Source organism: Bacillus sp. 01N45 (assembly GCF_056399205.1).
Genome location: NZ_JBFTQW010000007.1, coordinates 94844 through 110481 on the forward strand (window position 1 = coordinate 94844; position 15638 = coordinate 110481).

The 15638-nt window shown below is 34.7% G+C and carries 18 protein-coding genes and 2 pseudogenes; 10 read left to right on the forward strand and 10 right to left on the reverse strand.

Translation table 11 applies throughout. The features are described 5' to 3' along the window. Positions 1-69 precede the first annotated feature (69 nt). The 3 genes from AC1DMU_RS17700 to licT all read right to left on the reverse strand — a co-directional run bounded on the left by AC1DMU_RS17700 (position 70) and on the right by licT (position 4492). Positions 70-1509, reverse strand: a complete 1440-nt coding sequence (locus AC1DMU_RS17700) for a 6-phospho-beta-glucosidase (protein ID WP_088062228.1) — start codon at positions 1507-1509, stop codon at positions 70-72. Between the two features lie 95 nt (positions 1510-1604). Continuing rightward, positions 1605-3497, reverse strand: coding sequence for a beta-glucoside-specific PTS transporter subunit IIABC (locus tag AC1DMU_RS17705; protein WP_088062227.1), 1893 nt, complete (start codon positions 3495-3497; stop codon positions 1605-1607). A 146-nt stretch (positions 3498-3643) separates the two neighbouring features. After that, the gene (licT, locus tag AC1DMU_RS17710; RefSeq protein WP_088062225.1) at positions 3644-4492 is read right to left on the reverse strand and encodes a BglG family transcription antiterminator LicT; all 849 of its coding nucleotides are present in this window, start codon (positions 4490-4492) and stop codon (positions 3644-3646) included. Positions 4493-5050: 558 nt separating this feature from the next. Between licT and AC1DMU_RS17715 the strand changes: the two genes are divergently transcribed. Together AC1DMU_RS17715 and AC1DMU_RS17720 are read left to right on the forward strand one after the other, a co-directional pair. Next, entirely contained in the window at positions 5051-5317 is a 267-nt protein-coding gene (locus AC1DMU_RS17715; protein WP_088062223.1) for a YmzC family protein, read from the forward strand. 143 nt (positions 5318-5460) lie between these two features. Beyond that, positions 5461-5571, forward strand: a complete 111-nt coding sequence (locus AC1DMU_RS17720; RefSeq protein WP_000505686.1) for a YjcZ family sporulation protein — start codon at positions 5461-5463, stop codon at positions 5569-5571. A gap of 119 nt (positions 5572-5690) precedes the next feature. Here AC1DMU_RS17720 and AC1DMU_RS17725 read toward each other — a convergent pair whose 3' ends face one another. From AC1DMU_RS17725 to AC1DMU_RS17735, 3 genes are all read right to left on the reverse strand, one after another. Continuing rightward, positions 5691-6245: an HPP family protein gene (locus AC1DMU_RS17725; protein WP_088062221.1), complete on the reverse strand. Its 555-nt coding sequence runs from the start codon at positions 6243-6245 to the stop codon at positions 5691-5693. Between the two features lie 118 nt (positions 6246-6363). Continuing rightward, on the reverse strand, positions 6364-6948 hold the full coding sequence (locus tag AC1DMU_RS17730; protein ID WP_087985704.1) for a CGNR zinc finger domain-containing protein: 585 nt from the start codon (positions 6946-6948) through the stop codon (positions 6364-6366). Between the two features lie 565 nt (positions 6949-7513). Then, the gene (locus AC1DMU_RS17735) at positions 7514-8341 is read right to left on the reverse strand and encodes a class I SAM-dependent methyltransferase (protein WP_088062219.1); all 828 of its coding nucleotides are present in this window, start codon (positions 8339-8341) and stop codon (positions 7514-7516) included. Between the two features lie 501 nt (positions 8342-8842). On the opposite strand from AC1DMU_RS17735, the pseudogene AC1DMU_RS17740 reads away from it, so the two are divergent. Then, positions 8843-9099 (forward strand): annotated as a pseudogene (locus AC1DMU_RS17740) (DUF4176 domain-containing protein). Positions 9100-9131: 32 nt separating this feature from the next. Here AC1DMU_RS17740 and AC1DMU_RS17745 read toward each other — a convergent pair. Both AC1DMU_RS17745 and AC1DMU_RS17750 read right to left on the reverse strand, forming a co-directional pair. Continuing rightward, complete coding sequence (locus AC1DMU_RS17745) at positions 9132-9914, reverse strand: hypothetical protein (RefSeq protein ID WP_088062217.1); 783 nt, start codon at positions 9912-9914, stop codon at positions 9132-9134. Between the two features lie 436 nt (positions 9915-10350). Then, positions 10351-10596: a hypothetical protein gene (locus AC1DMU_RS17750; RefSeq protein WP_088062215.1), complete on the reverse strand. Its 246-nt coding sequence runs from the start codon at positions 10594-10596 to the stop codon at positions 10351-10353. Positions 10597-10795: 199 nt separating this feature from the next. Here AC1DMU_RS17750 and AC1DMU_RS17755 point away from each other — a divergent pair, with 199 nt between their 5' ends. From AC1DMU_RS17755 to AC1DMU_RS17780, 6 genes and pseudogenes are all read left to right on the forward strand, one after another. Next, on the forward strand, positions 10796-10921 hold the full coding sequence (locus tag AC1DMU_RS17755; protein ID WP_000540377.1) for a YjcZ family sporulation protein: 126 nt from the start codon (positions 10796-10798) through the stop codon (positions 10919-10921). 165 nt (positions 10922-11086) lie between these two features. Beyond that, positions 11087-11428, forward strand: coding sequence for a PadR family transcriptional regulator (locus tag AC1DMU_RS17760; protein ID WP_000683186.1), 342 nt, complete (start codon positions 11087-11089; stop codon positions 11426-11428). Then, positions 11421-11903: a hypothetical protein gene (locus AC1DMU_RS17765; protein ID WP_087985706.1), complete on the forward strand. Its 483-nt coding sequence runs from the start codon at positions 11421-11423 to the stop codon at positions 11901-11903. Before AC1DMU_RS17760 ends, AC1DMU_RS17765 begins: the two co-directional genes overlap by 8 nt. Beyond that, positions 11900-12427 carry a permease gene (locus AC1DMU_RS17770; protein ID WP_215559000.1) on the forward strand — a complete coding sequence of 176 codons (528 nt, stop codon included), beginning with the start codon at positions 11900-11902 and terminating at the stop codon, positions 12425-12427. Before AC1DMU_RS17765 ends, AC1DMU_RS17770 begins: the two co-directional genes overlap by 4 nt. Next, a pseudogene (locus AC1DMU_RS17775) lies at positions 12426-12575 on the forward strand (sortase domain-containing protein); the annotation flags it as partial. The gene AC1DMU_RS17770 and the pseudogene AC1DMU_RS17775, both read left to right, overlap by 2 nt. A gap of 162 nt (positions 12576-12737) precedes the next feature. Continuing rightward, positions 12738-12938, forward strand: coding sequence for a hypothetical protein (locus AC1DMU_RS17780; protein WP_088062209.1), 201 nt, complete (start codon positions 12738-12740; stop codon positions 12936-12938). A gap of 120 nt (positions 12939-13058) precedes the next feature. Here the strand turns inward: AC1DMU_RS17780 and AC1DMU_RS17785 are convergent, their stop codons facing one another. Next, positions 13059-14534 carry an MDR family MFS transporter gene (locus AC1DMU_RS17785; RefSeq protein WP_088062207.1) on the reverse strand — a complete coding sequence of 492 codons (1476 nt, stop codon included), beginning with the start codon at positions 14532-14534 and terminating at the stop codon, positions 13059-13061. Positions 14535-14676: 142 nt separating this feature from the next. Here AC1DMU_RS17785 and AC1DMU_RS17790 point away from each other — a divergent pair, with 142 nt between their 5' ends. Beyond that, on the forward strand, positions 14677-15252 hold the full coding sequence (locus AC1DMU_RS17790; protein WP_088062204.1) for a TetR/AcrR family transcriptional regulator: 576 nt from the start codon (positions 14677-14679) through the stop codon (positions 15250-15252). 173 nt (positions 15253-15425) lie between these two features. Here the strand turns inward: AC1DMU_RS17790 and AC1DMU_RS17795 are convergent, their stop codons facing one another. After that, positions 15426-15581: a hypothetical protein gene (locus AC1DMU_RS17795; protein ID WP_088062202.1), complete on the reverse strand. Its 156-nt coding sequence runs from the start codon at positions 15579-15581 to the stop codon at positions 15426-15428. Positions 15582-15638 lie beyond the last annotated feature (57 nt).

A 15638-nucleotide genomic window follows, 5' to 3' on the forward strand; every position in this document is an offset into this window, starting at 1 on the left:
AAAGGGAAATATAGCTCCATCATTCACAATGAAAAAGAAGACATCAATCAAGATGTCTCCCTTTCATACTTAAGATTCCAAACTCTTACCATTCGTCTTAATTACTTCCTTATACCAATCGAAGCTTTTCTTCTTCGATCTTTTTAATGAACCTTTTCCTTCATTATCTTTATCAACGTATATATATCCGTAACGTTTTTTCATTTCTCCAGTAGAAGCACTTACAAGGTCAATTGGGCCCCAGCTTGTATATCCGATAATATCTACTCCATCTTGGATCGCTTCGGACATTTCAATCATATGTTTTTGCAAGTAATCAATACGGTATTCATCATTCACTTCGTCTTCACCATTTAATTGATCGATTGCACCGAGACCGTTTTCAACGACAAATAACGGTTTTTGGTAACGATCGTACAGTTGGTTCGCTGTAATACGGAAGCCTTTCGGATCAATCGTCCATCCCCACTCTGATTTTTCAAGGTATGGATTTTCAACAGAACCGAATACATTTCCGCTCGTTATGCTTTTTAACACTTCTGGATCTGTACTTGTTGCTCGGCTTGAATAGTAGCTAAAGCCAATATAATCAACTGTATGCTCTTTTAAAATTTCCTCGTCTTCTTTTTCCATTTCAATTGTTACATTGTTATCTTTAAAGAAGCGTTTTGCGTATCCCGGATATGCTCCTCTTGCTTGTACATCAATGAAGAAGAATGATTCACGGTCTTGTTCCATCGCACGAAGAACGTCGTCTGGATTACATGTGTACGGATACGTTGCACCCGCAGCAAGCATACAACCAATTTTTGCATCTGAAATGATTTCATGACACGCTTTTACAGCTAACGCACTTGCAACAAGTTGGTGATGCGCTGCTTGATACTGAATTTGTTTTTTATTATCCCCTTCTTTAAACGCTAGACCTGCTCCCATGAAAGGTAAATGTAAAAGCATATTAATTTCATTAAACGTCATCCAATATTTCACTTTATCTTTATATCTATTAAAGATCGTTTTTGCGTACGTCTCGAAGAAGTTTACAAGCTTTCTACTTCTCCAGCTTCCATACTTTTCTACTAAATGAACAGGCACATCGAAGTGAGCCATCGTAACGACTGGTTCAATACCGTGCTTTAACAGTTCATCAAACAAATTATCATAAAACTGTAATCCTGCTTCATTTGGCTTTTCATCTTCACCACTTGGGAAAATACGCGTCCACGCAATCGATACACGTAACGCTTTAAATCCCATTTCTGCAAAAAGAGCGATATCTTCTTTATAACGATGATAAAAATCAATCGCTTCGTGTGACGGGTAAAACTCTCCTTCTGCCGGCGTAAAGGAATGAATATTTCCTTTCATAATATCCCAACGTTTTTCACCAGTTGGTAATAGATCAACCGTCGTTAATCCTTTTCCGTCTTCTACATATGCGCCTTCAACTTGATTGGCTGCAGTTGCTCCACCCCATAAAAACCCTTTTGGAAAATTAACTTTAGACATATAGAAAAACTCCTTTATATAAGAATGAACGAGGAAAGGCATTGTAAGTTTTAAAGAATACCTTTCTTCGTTTGAACCTGTATGAAATGTAACTACTATTTAACTCCTAACTTTAGTAAAGAATCTCCTGCTTGAATCTTTTCTATTTCCGTTTTTTTGATGCTATATTTATCATAATTTGTAACAACAACTGGTGTTGTCACAATATAACCCGCCTTTTGAATTTTAGCTATATTAAACTCAATAAGTAATTGCCCTTTTTCTACTCTCGCTCCTTGTTCAATATGAGAAGAGAAAAATTCGCCGTTTAATTTCACAGTATCCATTCCAATATGGATTAAAATTTCAGCACCTGAATCCGCCGTAATTCCTACCGCATGATTCGTCGGGAAAAGCGCAGCAATCGTACCTGAAACTGGTGAAAACAACTTTCCTTCTGAAGGCTCAATCGCAACTCCTTCACCTAGCGCACCTGATGCAAATGCAGCATCGTCAATGTTTTGAAGCGGCATAACTGCACCATGGAAAGGACTAAAGATTACTTCATCATCGTTTGATGCAGCAATTTTATCAATTGTTTCAGCTGTTTCTGTAGATGTTTGCTTTTTCGTAAAACCAAATAAGTAAGTCAGAATAAAACCTACTACTAAAGAAACAACCATTGAAACAATTGCTCCCCAAAATCCTGCTGTAATCCCATCTTTCGGACTAATGAATGTTGGAAGCGTAAATATACCAAGTCCACCTGTCATATAAGCTTGTGTACCAAATACGCCAAGTATTGCGCCGCCAATTCCTCCAGCAATACAGCTCATAATAAACGGCTTTTTAAGAGGAAGTGTAATACCATAAATCGCTGGTTCTGTAACGCCGAAAATACCTGAAATAAAAGCTGGAATGCTAAGTGTTTTTAATTTCTTGTCTTTCGTTTTCATCCAAACACCAAGCACAGCACCAATTTGAGCAAATGAGGCAGCAAATATAAGTGCTAATATCGGATCAACACCGTTTACTGCTAAATTGTTATAGCCAATCGGAACGACGCCCCAATGAAGGCCAAATATGACAAGTACTTGCCAGAAAGCACCGAGTAAAACACCCGCTACTAATGGGCTTGCATGATAAACCCAAAGCGTCGCCTGTCCTAAAAACTGCCCTGCCCACGTCGCAATTGGGCCAATAACGAGAAATGTAACTGGTACAACGATTAATAATGTGAAGAATGGTAATAAAAATGTTTTCACAACATCTGGAATAACTTTTTTTAAAGAATGTTCTACTTTCGCTCCAAAATAAGCAGCGAGAATAATTGGAATAACAGATGCTGCATAGTTCATTAAAATAACTGGTATTCCTAAAAACGTAATATGAATTGGTGATTCAAACATCGTTCCTGCAAATAGCGTATATAATGGCTCACTTGCTTTTAAACCGGATAAAGCCGGATAGACTAACGCTCCCCCAATTGCCATACCGATGAATGGTGATCCCCCGAATTTCTTACTTGCTGTATATCCTAAGAAGATCGGGAAGAAATAAAATAACGAATCGCCAACTGCATTTAATATTTGATACGTTCCTGACTGTGTACTTAACCAGCCTAACGCTACAAATAATGCATTAAATCCTTTAATCATCCCAGTTGCAGCTAACACTCCTAAAATAGGAGTAAAAATGCTAGAAAGAATATCTATAAGACTACTCTTTTTCTTATCACTCGCATTTTCTTCCTCATTTTCTTGAAACCCTCCAGCAGCAATAACCGCTTTGTATACGTCAGATACATGGTTACCAATTACAACTTGATATTGCCCGCCGCTTTTCATAACAGTCACAACATCTTCCATACTTTTCAGTACTTCTGTATTTGCTTTCCCCTCATCTTTTAACTGAAATCGTAAGCGAGTTATACAATGTACAACGCTATGTATATTTTCTCTCCCGCCAACATTCTTCAGTATGTCTTTTGCTAATTTTTCATACTTCATAGTAACTTTCCCTCCCTACAATCATCCCATTTATTATTTTTATAAAAGAAAAAACCTAAACTAACCATAACGGCGCGATACATACGAATCACTCCATTACAAGTCAATTTAGGTTTTGCCTGCCAAACAGTAACAATCCCGTTTATTCAATTACATAATTCGTTGCGTTTCGTTACACGATGAATGTGCAACGTCAAGTACACCTTTTCATCTTTTGAAAGATGACTATTATGTGCTTTTCGTAAGTATGCTTCAATTTTTTCTGTACAACAATATGCCTCTTCATACTTACTTTTCACTTGCTCGTATAAAAAATCATCCTCAGCCGAGTTCAATTCCTTCTGCATTAAACGCTGCGCAAAATATCGTAAATGCGTTACAAACCGGCTATAATTAAATGAACTTTCATCTAAGCTCATCTTATAGTGGTACTTTACAACATTTAAAATATCTTGGACGATTTTCGTCATCGCTACCGTTTGTTGCATCGCCGGCTCTCCTTGCTGCGCATTAACGAAATGTAGTGCAATTGACCCTGCTTCATCTTCAGAAAGCCTAAACCCAGTCTCTTCTTCAATTATGTTCAAAGCTTGTAGACCAATTTCAAACTCTTTCTGATAAAACCTCTTAATCTCCCAAAGCAAAGTATTTTTGAGATCCATTCCTTCTTTATGCCGAGTTAAGGCGAAACTTAAGTGATCCGTTAATGTAAGATAAATATAATCACTTAAAGTCCCCGGCAAAACTGTCTTAGCAAACTGAATAATTCTCTCGGTAATCTCTAAATTTTCTACAGGAATTTCAGTTAGCAACCTAGCAAGTTTCTCTGATAATTCTTTTGTTTCTAGCACAAAGGTCTTTTCTATCTTAGATTCATCAATCGTATCGCCTATTTTTTTCTGAAATCCCAAACCTCTGCCCATCAGTACAACTTCTGTCTCAGTATCCTTCATCGTACAAACAACATTGTTATTTAAGATTTTATGGATTCTCATATTGTTCCGCCTTCTTCTTCTTAAAGTCACAAAAGGTAATAAAAAAACCTAAACTGATTCCAAAAGCCACACTACACCCGTAGCCTCTAGATCAATCTAGGTTTTGCCTGCCGAACAGTAACAATCCTTTTACTTATTAACTTACCTTTATTATACACAAAGAGTAAGCGGTTGCAATGATAAATTATTGAATATTTTTTTACAAAGAAAAACACTATCCGTTAATCAGCTATTGCTTACATTCATTACAAGACTAGTTATATACATCATTATATTTTACAATTACCGTAGATAACTTACATATTTCACCATGTTTATCATCCTGAATAATCAAACATAATCATTAATAAAATTCCATATAGACCCAGTAATGGTTAAAATGTTATAATGAAACTACCCTACATAGTTACTCATATTCAAACTGAGGAACTAGCGTCTTATTAAGCAATGCGCATAACTCAAATAAAAAAGACACTTTACAGTGTCTTTTTTATTTTTTTTCATAAGAATTATCTCTTTTATAAACAAAATCTACTCAACAACAAAGGAGAATATCGAATGGAGAATACTGTATCGAGAGAACTACGTAACATACGTATATGCCTTATCATCTTGATCATTGTCATTGCGTTTTGGGATCGTGAGAAAACTGTGGAAATCACTGACCACGGTAGCGATCCTATCGTAAACACCAGCAATATGACCCCAGCTGGCGATAATACATTTGCCTATAAAGACGAATCTAATCAAATTAAAATATTTAAATTTAACCCAGATACAAATGAAATAAAACTAATAAAAGAGTTTTATGCTAACGAATATTAATTACATAAAGGCATCTTAAGGTGTCTTTTTTTATTTTCAAAAGGACCTGCTCACGTTTATGCGTCAAAACATAAAGTAAATAGAATCCGTTAAAAAACACGAGTGACCCTTTGTTTTCCCCTCTTATTAAAGGAGGAACTATTATGGGATTTGGTGGTAGTTGCGGCGGAAGCTGCGGTTTTTCTGGAGGATTTGCTTTATTAGTTGTATTGTTTATTTTATTGATCATTGTTGGAGCTTCTTGCTTCTGCTAAACAAACTATCGGAAAAGACACTCTTATATGGGTGTCTTTTCTTTGTAAACTAAAATGTATGTGAAATGAAAACATAGTAAAAATGGGATACTTACTCAAATTGTTTTTCACCTTATAAACTATATCCAGAAAGTTGGATAGCTCTTTTTACTACTCATATTATTAATAAATAAAGCAATAACTACAATAACAAGGGAACCAACTAAAACCGGTGTTACTAAATAACTCCAACTGTATGCTCCTAAAATAACGACAATGGGATCAGCCCCTGCCGGAGGATGCGTTGTTCTTGTTAACATCATAATAGCAATCGACATACCAACTGCTAAAGCAATTGTCCAATATTCATTCCCAAACAAATGATATATTGATAGACCAATGAAAGTTGAAATCAAATGTCCTCCAATAATATTACGCGGCTGAGATAGCGGTGCATTCCAAACTCCAAAAGCTAATACACAACTCGCTCCAAATGGAGCCATTAGTAATTTTGTAGAAGTTATACTCGTTAAATATGTTAAGGTGAGAATCGTTAAAAATCCCCCCAATAATCCCGTTAAAGAGTCCTTTATATTTACTTGTAATGGACTTCTTCCTTTCCCTTTCATTTTTGCAAAATATCGTACACTTATTGGTTGATCCTCTTTCTGCTTAGCTGCTGTTATATTACTCATCATTCTCCTCCTTTATTTACCAATAATTATATTCCGGATTAACTAACCAGTCAATATTAATTTTAGAGGTTAGTTTAAAGATGCAGAAAAAAAGAATCAACTGTTATAAGTTGATTCCCTAAACTTCTTCAGACTTTCGAACCTGAAATTTTGCTACCTTTTTTCGGTTCCCACATATTTTCATAGAACACCATTTTCGCTTTCCACTTTTATCTATAAATAATAAAACACAGTCAGGGTTTGAACACCTTTTAAGAGAAATAAGCTCATTTGATGCTATTAACGTTAAAGCATCAAATGCAATTAACGATACAAGTACATCCTCAATTTTTCCAACTGGAATAGGTACTAAACTCTGTTCAATAACTTTATATGTAAATGGTGCCTTCTCAATTTGTTTTTCTAAATACGTAATAAAATCATCAGAAATTTCGTGCTGATCGGCAATTGCCTCAAACTGTTTTCTCAGTAATTCTCTTAGCTCTAGTATGCTAGATGTAACTTGATTCATTCGCTCTTGAATTCCTATAAGTGGTTTTTCGTCCGAAAAAGGAAGATTAACCTTTATTACATGTAGCCATTCTAATACATCTTCATCTGTTATTAATAAATCATAACGTTGTCCACGCCTAACTAACTCTGTATTCACTAAATCTAATGAGAGATTTCCAGATATAAGCGGGAATTGTTTTCTTTCCTGCATGTACTCATCACCTACTCTTTAAACAATCATATTCCAAATTAATACAGAAGTGCAACTTTTTTATAAACTACAAAGTATGAAGACCAAAGCCTTTAGCCATAATTATGACTAAAGGCTTTTTGTATATAACTTAAAAAGGAGCTGACTGTATGGAACATAATAAAAACGGAATGCTTGCTTTAATCGTTTTGTTTGTAGGACTAGCTTTTTTTGTTTTCGGTATGGTTTATCATTTATGGGGAACGGTTTAAAACAACTCTATCCCCACCTACAATTTGTGAATAGCCCTTGAAATAATCTCCTTACATACTACATGTTGTAAAATGATAATAAAGGTATTAAATTTTAAAGGCTCAAACAAGCATAACCCCGTTCTAAATTTAGGACGAGGTTATGCTTGTTTAATTTTTAAAGTAAAATATTTACTACACTAAAAAATATAATAATAAAGCCATTTAAAAATCTAAGTTTTATCCAACAATAGCTGCCGTTTGTTGAAAAGAAAAAATATTGCTTTTTGAAAAAATTTATAACATATATTTCTTTCTCTTTGTTCGATTTAACCTTATTTTTCTAACAATAAGGCTATAGTTTGACTTCCTCCGTTGCCAGTTTCACCAGAAACATCATCGTAAATTTCTTTTACAGTAAACCCTACAGCAGTTACCTCTTTGATGAATAATTCTTTTGTGAAGAATTGATACCAAATGTTGTAAGTTTCTATTTTATCATCGGTTACCACTGTTGTTTGTTCTAATGTTACTCTATCAGGATATTTGAGATTTCTACCGATAGCTAAATAGCAATCCTTTGACCAGAAACCACCATTTTCATTCATACTCCAATATTGTTCTTCCTTGAACTGATCAAATTTATTTTGAGAGAAAACATCCAATAACAACTTTCCACCATCCTTCAGACTGTTCCAAATGTTGAAAAGTAATTTACTACGATTTCCAGGCGCAAGAGCACCATAATCACAATATATCAATAGGGCCAAGTCATAGATATTTGAATCATTTAATTCCAAATAATTTTCATAACGATATTCAATATCATAATCTAACTTTTTTGCTTGTTCTTTAGCATAACGAATTGAGTTTTCAGAGAAGTCTATCCCTGTTACTGTATAACCTTTTCTAGCTAATCGCTCACTATACAGACCTGGGCCACAACCTAAGTCTAGTACTTTTTGACAATATTTTTTGGGAGCTATTTGTTGGATAAATTCAATAGATTTATCAATAAACTGAAAACTCCTACTAGCTCCTTCAGTATCAGAGCTTAAATGAACCTCTAATAATTTTTTAGCAATATAAGGATCTTGCCAAAAAACATTATCAGTTTGTTCAAATCGTGAAGGTACCTGCAATTGATTTAATAAATTATTCATAAAAACTTCCTCCTAAAAATTTTTAAACACAAAAAAACCGCAGAGCTTTACTCTGCGGTTAAAAAAGAGAACAAGTCCGTAGAGTAAAAAAATCAAATGGGCATACCGAATAAACACATAAAAATGCGTATTTCAGTTTGCTTCAAATTGATTTATTTACTCTTTTCCAGTCATAACAAAGTTCACGAAAATCAAACTTCTGCTATGCCGAACTTCTTCACCTATCCTTTTAGTGTTTGTATAAATATAACAGACCATAAACTACGAGGTCAACTGCTAGTTTAACCCATTATTCAAGGATATGGCCCGATTGTTGAGTAGAATGAATTGCATTTTCAAACAACTTTTTACATGTAAATTTTTTTATGAATAGATACCTATTAAATAAAGAATGAGAAATGTATATTGAATTCTATAAAAATAGTGTTGTGCTACTCAAATTGGTCTTGTCTCAAAAACAGATGCTACCAGTTCATCGTCTATACTAAATTATCATTTGTAATGGAGAATACAAAAGAATTCCTTCCAATTGGAACTGTTATTACAATTTATGGACTAGAACAAAAGGTTATGATTTATGGAAGAAAACAACAACAATCTAACGAAAAAAAATTTGGGATTATGTTGGTTGCCTTTACCCTTATGGTAACCTTTCAAAAGATTATAATGTTTTTTTTGATTATATACAAATTGAAGAAATTTTATTTACTGGATATGAGAATGAAGAAGAACTTTCCTTACGAAAAGAACTCATATGAATTTTTAAAGAGGATGCAAAGATGCATCCTCTTTAATTTATCTTCCGTCCGAAAAATGTAAAAACAAAAACATCTTTTGTCCATTTTCCTTTCCCATACATATAAAATACAAGTCCACTAATACTAGTTAGTATAAGAAGCACTACGAAATATATCCAATTTTTGTTATTACTATTCTTTAAGCTATCTATAATTTGCTCCTTAGTATTTCCCATATAAACAAATTTTCCATATCTACTAGGTAATTCTTTTATTACCTTTCCCTCTACTAATCCAAGTACAACTACATTTTCTTTATTTTCTACTGCTCTAAATGAATAAAAGCGTTTTTTTCCATCTGCTAACTTTGTAGTATTCGCCTGAATATCATTTATTCTTGTTGAAATGACATTCTGACTATTTAATTCCATAAATGGAGTTTCAAGAGACATATTTTCTTTATTTATTAATTTCAATTCTTTATTTCCAATATGTATTGGTTCATTATAAAAAGCTGTTACTTGGCCGTTACTCCATAACGAACGATTGGGTGCAGAAGTCTGTGTATAATATGTCGTTTTTTTCTTTTGAATTCGATTCACTACCGCATACCCATCAGCAAGTAGCGTTTCATCCCCTGTTACATGTTCAGAATATATCTCTCCCCTTACAAAGTATATACCGTTTTTAACCTCTTTATCGCTTGAAATCATCTGTACATCACCGAGTTCATTCCAGACTAAAAAACTATTTAAACTCTTATACCCATAAAAAACAAATACCATTAATAAAATTGTAAACAATGCCCCTATTTTAATTGTTGCCTTTTTATTCACTGGTTGTTATTCCCCCATATACTACGAATACTTCCATCTTAAAATTATAATTAGAAATATTATTCCTGTACATATATTAATCTTTTTTCCCTAAGCTAACTTTGTTACCTACTATTTAAGTAAACGTCAAGTAATGCTGAAGCTACACACTTATTTGTATTTTGCTCTTCCATTTCAGCCAATAATAAAGCCGGTGAAGCGGTAAGTTCTGTTTCCGCACCAGACACCTAAAATATATACAACACAACATCATATAATTCATATATATGCAACATTACATAAAAATATTTACTATTACATGCTATACTAAAAAAGGAGTCGACAATCGTTATTTTCTTCTTAGTTTTAAAGCAATATGGATATATACCTTCTTATCGCATTTGGATTGTACAAGCAAAAGAAGACATCTTAATTGATGTCTTCTTTTCTTATATTTTTATGAATTCCTTTGAGCAGCTGCTCTCCAAGCACGAAAAGATGTTGGGTGTCCAGAATGAGCTCTTTGCTTTGCAGCAGCAACAGCTGGTTTTTCTTCAATAGTCGTTGGTTTCTCTTCCACAATCGCTGATTTTTCTTCAAGAGTAGTCACAGCTGTTTGTATTTTTTCCAACTGCTCTTTTAAAGCTTGCTGTTCAATCTTTAAATCCGTAAGTAATCGTAAAATCATTTCAGAATTGGCCATAAAGATCCTCCTTCCCCCAATACACAGAATAAAATAGAATATGTCATCAGCATAATACCCGTGACAAAAATAAGGTCGTCAACTCTTTTAAAATCTAAGCTCTTTTTATTTTTCAAAAGGACCTGCTCAAGTTTATCCGTAAAAACATAAAGTAAATTAAATCCATTAATTAATGGTCTTTATGGAAGGAGGAGTTAATATGGGCTATGGAGGTAGTTGTGGTGGAGGCTGCGGTTTCGGCGGCGGTTTCGCTTTACTAGTTGTACTCTTTATTTTATTAATCATCGTTGGAGCTAGCTGTTGGGGCGGCGGATTCGGCTGCTAAAGGAAGGCACTCTTGAGAGTGTCTTTTTTTTATGTTTTTAGATGTACAGCCCCTTCGCATTCGCACATTTTAAAATTGACATAGTACTTCATGCACAGTATACTGTTAACAACAGTATACTGTCATTAACAGTATAAATCCTAATTCATTCTAGGAGGTATATCCATGAAACATACAGGAAGACATACAGGTGCATTTCTTTTGTTATTTCTAGCTGAAGGAGATAACTATGGCGGGCAATTACTACAAAAGTGCGAAGAAGAACTTCCCGTCAATCCAATCGATAGCGCCATTTTATATCGCACGCTAAAAAAGTTAGAAAACGAAGGTGCAATCGAATCTTACGTAAGTACAGATCATCAAGACAAACCGAGAAAGATGTACAAAATTACGCCTGCTGGAAAGGAACAATTGGCAGACTTTCAAATGGACATTGAAGAAAAAATGAAGAACTTATCCTTTTTCATAGACAAATATAAGGACTTAAAGGATTCCGACCATGATTAACGGCGTGATTCTTTACACTTTAGCCATTATTCTTACGTGGATTTCTTTTATGAAGGACCGCACGAAGACGAAAAAAGCTCTAATGAAGTCGTGGAAAATGTTTCGCAATCTTCTACCTGCGATGCTCTCCATCATGCTTTTCGTTGGCTTATCGCTTTCTATATTAACGCCGTCTTTCATCTCTTCTATTATTGGGGAGCAATCAGGGTTTATCGGCATTGTTTATTCAGCAATACTCGGCTCCGTTGCACTTATTCCAAGCTTCGTCGTATTCCCACTTGGTAATACGTTAATCCAACACGGCGCAGGCCTTCCTCAAGTTGCGGCACTTATGTCTACACTCATGTCAGTAGGACTTACAACCTTACCGATGGAACAAAAGATATTCGGACGAAGCTTTGCTTACGCGCGTAATGCATCTGCATTACTCATGTCTCTGCTATTCTCCTATATCATTTGGGTGGTGATGGTATGAAGGAATTAAAAAGATATCGCTTCTTTTTCATTTTATTACTGGGACTCTTTGTATTAACTTTTATAAATCAATCTTTAGGATGGAGCGCATTACAATTAACAGGAAATAGCATTTTAGATATGTTGTTTCTCCTTCCCCCTGTCCTAATATTTGTAGGATTACTTGATCAATGGGTGAAGAAAGAAACGCTCATGAAATACATGGGCGAAAAATCCGGTATATACGGAATCTTATTCTCTCTATTATTAGGCGGCATTGCAGCTGGTCCTCTCTACGTTGCCTTTCCAATTGCAGCACTACTCTTACAAAAAGGCGCAAGTATTCGGTACATCGTATTTTTCTTAGGCGTTTGGACAACTGCGAAATTGCCAATTCTCGTGTATGAATTTTCTTCATTTGGAGCTACTTTTACACTCATTCATATTGGTTTCGGGCTAGTATTCTTTTATGTAATGGGGCTTATTTTTGAGAGGTTTTATGATCAGGGGCAGTTGCTAAAATATGATGTTACGGAAGAAATGTAAGATGAACAAACATTGGATAACAGACGCAGAAGATCGAACTATCATTGTGGAAAAAGATAAACCAACGCTAACATTAACAACCTGTTACCCTTTTATCTACATTGGTGACGCCCCAGATCGATACATTATTGAAGCATCTTTAATTTCAACTACTTTAAAGGAGATGTCCCAAGAGTCATTTTTTGACTATGTGACATCTCCTTTTTATTTTAGAAACATTACCATAACCTTAATTCGATACAGTATAATAAATATATAATACAGAAATTTCCATGTTCTTGTTTTGTAATATTTTTTGGAGGTGATTATCTTGAGTAAAAACGTGAATTTACTTCTTCAAATAGGAATTGGAATTATCATTATGATCGCACCTATTATCATTACAGGGACTATGTATGATGTCACTAAAACGATGGGTGACTTATTAGTTGCAGAACTTATTATAAGAACACTTTCCCTCATTATTGGACTTTTAGTTATTAGTAAGGCTTTGCATCGTTATTCTCAATAGTTATTCATACTAAAAAACAGACAATACATACACCACCTTTTCCTCGGCTGTTTGAACTATTATTACGAAAGAAATATAAAAAGACATCTTTAATCGTAAAGATGTCTTTTTATATAAACCTTAATTTTCGTTCTTTAAAACCCCCTTTACTTCTACTCCCTTTTTCTCTTCTCTTAAAAACAGCGATACGATACATGCAACAATGATAAAGACTAACCCTAGTGCAAATGCACCTTGGAATCCAGATGTTAAACCATTTAACTTCTCTACTGGGTCCATTGGATTTGCGGAGCTTTCCATATAGTTAGCTGTTCCTGAAGACATTTTCGAAATAAAGATAGCCGTACCAATTGCGCCAGCTACTTGTTGCAGTGTATTAAACAACGCTGTTCCGTGCGGGTATAAATCTGGTGTTAACTGATTTAAGCCGTATGTTTGTGCCGTCATAACAAACATGAGTCCAACCATTAATACGCTATGCATAACAATAATTTGCACTATTGATGTATCAGGAGTAATGCCTTTAAATAAGAACATTGCTATCCCTACTAATACAATGCCGGGAACGATAATAACTTTCGGACTAAATTTATCAAATAGTTTACCTGCGATTGGTCCCATGATGGCACTAATAACACTTCCCGGAAGCATGATGATTCCTGATTTAAAGGCTGTAACGAGTAAAACTGTTTGCAGGAACATCGGTAATAACGTCATCGTTGAAAATAACGACATCATCACAATGACGATTAATCCAACTGATAATGTAAACATCGGAACTTTAAATGCGCGTAATTCTAAAATTGGATTCTCAATTTTTAATTGTCGAACGACAAAAATACATAATGAGATAAGCCCAACAATTAAAGTGCCATACACTTTTGCATCGGACCATCCTAAATCACCTGATGCACTAAAGCTATACACAAGTCCGCCAAATCCTAATGTCGATAAAAGGATAGATGGATAATCTACTTTTGGCCTTGTTAACTCTGAAACATTTTGAATGTACTTCATTCCAATCATAATTGAAATGATCACGACAGGAATAACAATATAGAATAACCAGCGCCAATTTAGGGAGTCGACGATTACTCCAGATAATGTAGGACCAATTGCTGGAGCTGCCATCATCACAAGTGCGATTAATCCCATTGTGGCACCACGTTTTTCAGGCGGACAAATAATTAAAATCGTATTCATTAATAACGGTGAAATTAATCCTGTCGCTACTGCTTGGACGATACGGCCAACTAATAAAACGGAAAATGTCGGCGCAAATCCCGCAATTAATGTACCAGCTAAAAACGTTACCATAGCGATTAAAAACATTTGTCTCGTTGTGAGCCATTGCTGAAGTAATGCTGTAATTGGGACTAAAACACCAACTACTAACATGTAAGCTGTAGAAAGCCATTGAATCGTTGAAGCTGTTACACCAAATTCTTTCATTAATACTGTTAACGCATTACCAAGTAACGTTTCGTTTAATAATGCAACCATTGCCCCTAAAAGTAATGCAATTAAAATGGGGGTATGTTTCAAATTAGAAGTATCAACTTTGCCACTTGTAGGGCTCTTAGTTGTCATATTCATGTACAAATTCTCCTCCTGTTTCTTACTAAAAAAAATTTAAATATACCTGAACACATGTAATATAATATACATATGTAGATTAAAAAGGGAGAATCAATTTTCAGCCCCTGTATATTTAATCTACAAAAAAGGAGAATTGTAGATGAACGATAATGAAAAACCACTTGATTTACGTATTAGACGTACACATAAATTACTATGGGATTCCTTATTTGAATTAATGACGCAATCAAAACAGAAATATAGTACAATCACGATTAACCAAATATGTGACCGCGCGATGGTACACCGAACAACCTTTTATAAACACTTTGAAGATAAAGATGCTTTATTAGCCTTTGGATTTAAACGATACAGCAAGATGATTGGTGAAATACCGGTTTCAGATCGATTAAGTAAACCATTTCAAGTAATGGAACAATTTCTACACCATGAAGAAATTGGTAAAATATTAGAAACGCAAATGTCTGATGAACAATTTATTAACCGGACACAGTATTTAAGTCACGAAACGAGAAAACAAGAAATAGAAGCGTTACATCAACTGCGCAAAAATCATACGATGCCAAATGATTTAATCATTGAATTTTATTCAGGGGCAATCACCTCATTAAGCGCATGGTGGTTTCAAAATGAAAGAAGCGTTTCTGCTGCTGAAATGGATAAGTATCTCCACCAACTTATTAACCGGGATATTTTTCAGTTTGAAGAGGAATAAGACTACACGTTTTCAATCATGCAATCAAATTGACCACAAAATAGGAATATGATATATTTTCCGTAGAATACTATATAAATATGACATCAAATAAAATGGCATATAATAAAAAGAAGAGATGCGCTCACATCTCTTCCCTAACTGCTACCGCTTAGGGTGGTGGTTATTATAAGCTATTTCTTTTTGCGGAACCCACCCTTTTGCTTGTGACGGCGCAGAGTGGTTTTTTTGTTGTCCTTATCCAGAAGTTGCTTCCGCAAAAAATACACTGAAACTTCGCGCACAGTCGCTTTCAGAAACCCTTTTACAAGATCAATCAAAAACTCCATATTATCACCTCCTTTCCTTCCGAATAAAAAGAAGGGATAACCATCCACCCTCACAAT

What these genes read in the sequence shown, in the direction of transcription:
- AC1DMU_RS17760 (WP_000683186.1), top strand. Translation starts at nt 11,087, where the DNA reads ATGAAACATACAGGAAGACATACAGGTGCATTTCTTTTGTTATTTCTA.
- AC1DMU_RS17700 (WP_088062228.1), bottom strand. Translation starts at nt 1,509, where the DNA reads ATGTCTAAAGTTAATTTTCCAAAAGGGTTTTTATGGGGTGGAGCAACT.
- AC1DMU_RS17705 (WP_088062227.1), bottom strand. Translation starts at nt 3,497, where the DNA reads ATGAAGTATGAAAAATTAGCAAAAGACATACTGAAGAATGTTGGCGGG.
- licT (WP_088062225.1), bottom strand. Translation starts at nt 4,492, where the DNA reads ATGAGAATCCATAAAATCTTAAATAACAATGTTGTTTGTACGATGAAG.
- AC1DMU_RS17755 (WP_000540377.1), top strand. Translation starts at nt 10,796, where the DNA reads ATGGGCTATGGAGGTAGTTGTGGTGGAGGCTGCGGTTTCGGCGGCGGT.
- AC1DMU_RS17750 (WP_088062215.1), bottom strand. Translation starts at nt 10,596, where the DNA reads ATGGCCAATTCTGAAATGATTTTACGATTACTTACGGATTTAAAGATT.
- AC1DMU_RS17735 (WP_088062219.1), bottom strand. Translation starts at nt 8,341, where the DNA reads ATGAATAATTTATTAAATCAATTGCAGGTACCTTCACGATTTGAACAA.
- AC1DMU_RS17785 (WP_088062207.1), bottom strand. Translation starts at nt 14,534, where the DNA reads ATGAATATGACAACTAAGAGCCCTACAAGTGGCAAAGTTGATACTTCT.
- AC1DMU_RS17715 (WP_088062223.1), top strand. Translation starts at nt 5,051, where the DNA reads ATGGAGAATACTGTATCGAGAGAACTACGTAACATACGTATATGCCTT.
- AC1DMU_RS17730 (WP_087985704.1), bottom strand. Translation starts at nt 6,948, where the DNA reads ATGCAGGAAAGAAAACAATTCCCGCTTATATCTGGAAATCTCTCATTA.
- AC1DMU_RS17720 (WP_000505686.1), top strand. Translation starts at nt 5,461, where the DNA reads ATGGGATTTGGTGGTAGTTGCGGCGGAAGCTGCGGTTTTTCTGGAGGA.
- AC1DMU_RS17795 (WP_088062202.1), bottom strand. Translation starts at nt 15,581, where the DNA reads ATGGAGTTTTTGATTGATCTTGTAAAAGGGTTTCTGAAAGCGACTGTG.
- AC1DMU_RS17770 (WP_215559000.1), top strand. Translation starts at nt 11,900, where the DNA reads ATGAAGGAATTAAAAAGATATCGCTTCTTTTTCATTTTATTACTGGGA.
- AC1DMU_RS17790 (WP_088062204.1), top strand. Translation starts at nt 14,677, where the DNA reads ATGAACGATAATGAAAAACCACTTGATTTACGTATTAGACGTACACAT.
- AC1DMU_RS17725 (WP_088062221.1), bottom strand. Translation starts at nt 6,245, where the DNA reads ATGAGTAATATAACAGCAGCTAAGCAGAAAGAGGATCAACCAATAAGT.
- AC1DMU_RS17765 (WP_087985706.1), top strand. Translation starts at nt 11,421, where the DNA reads ATGATTAACGGCGTGATTCTTTACACTTTAGCCATTATTCTTACGTGG.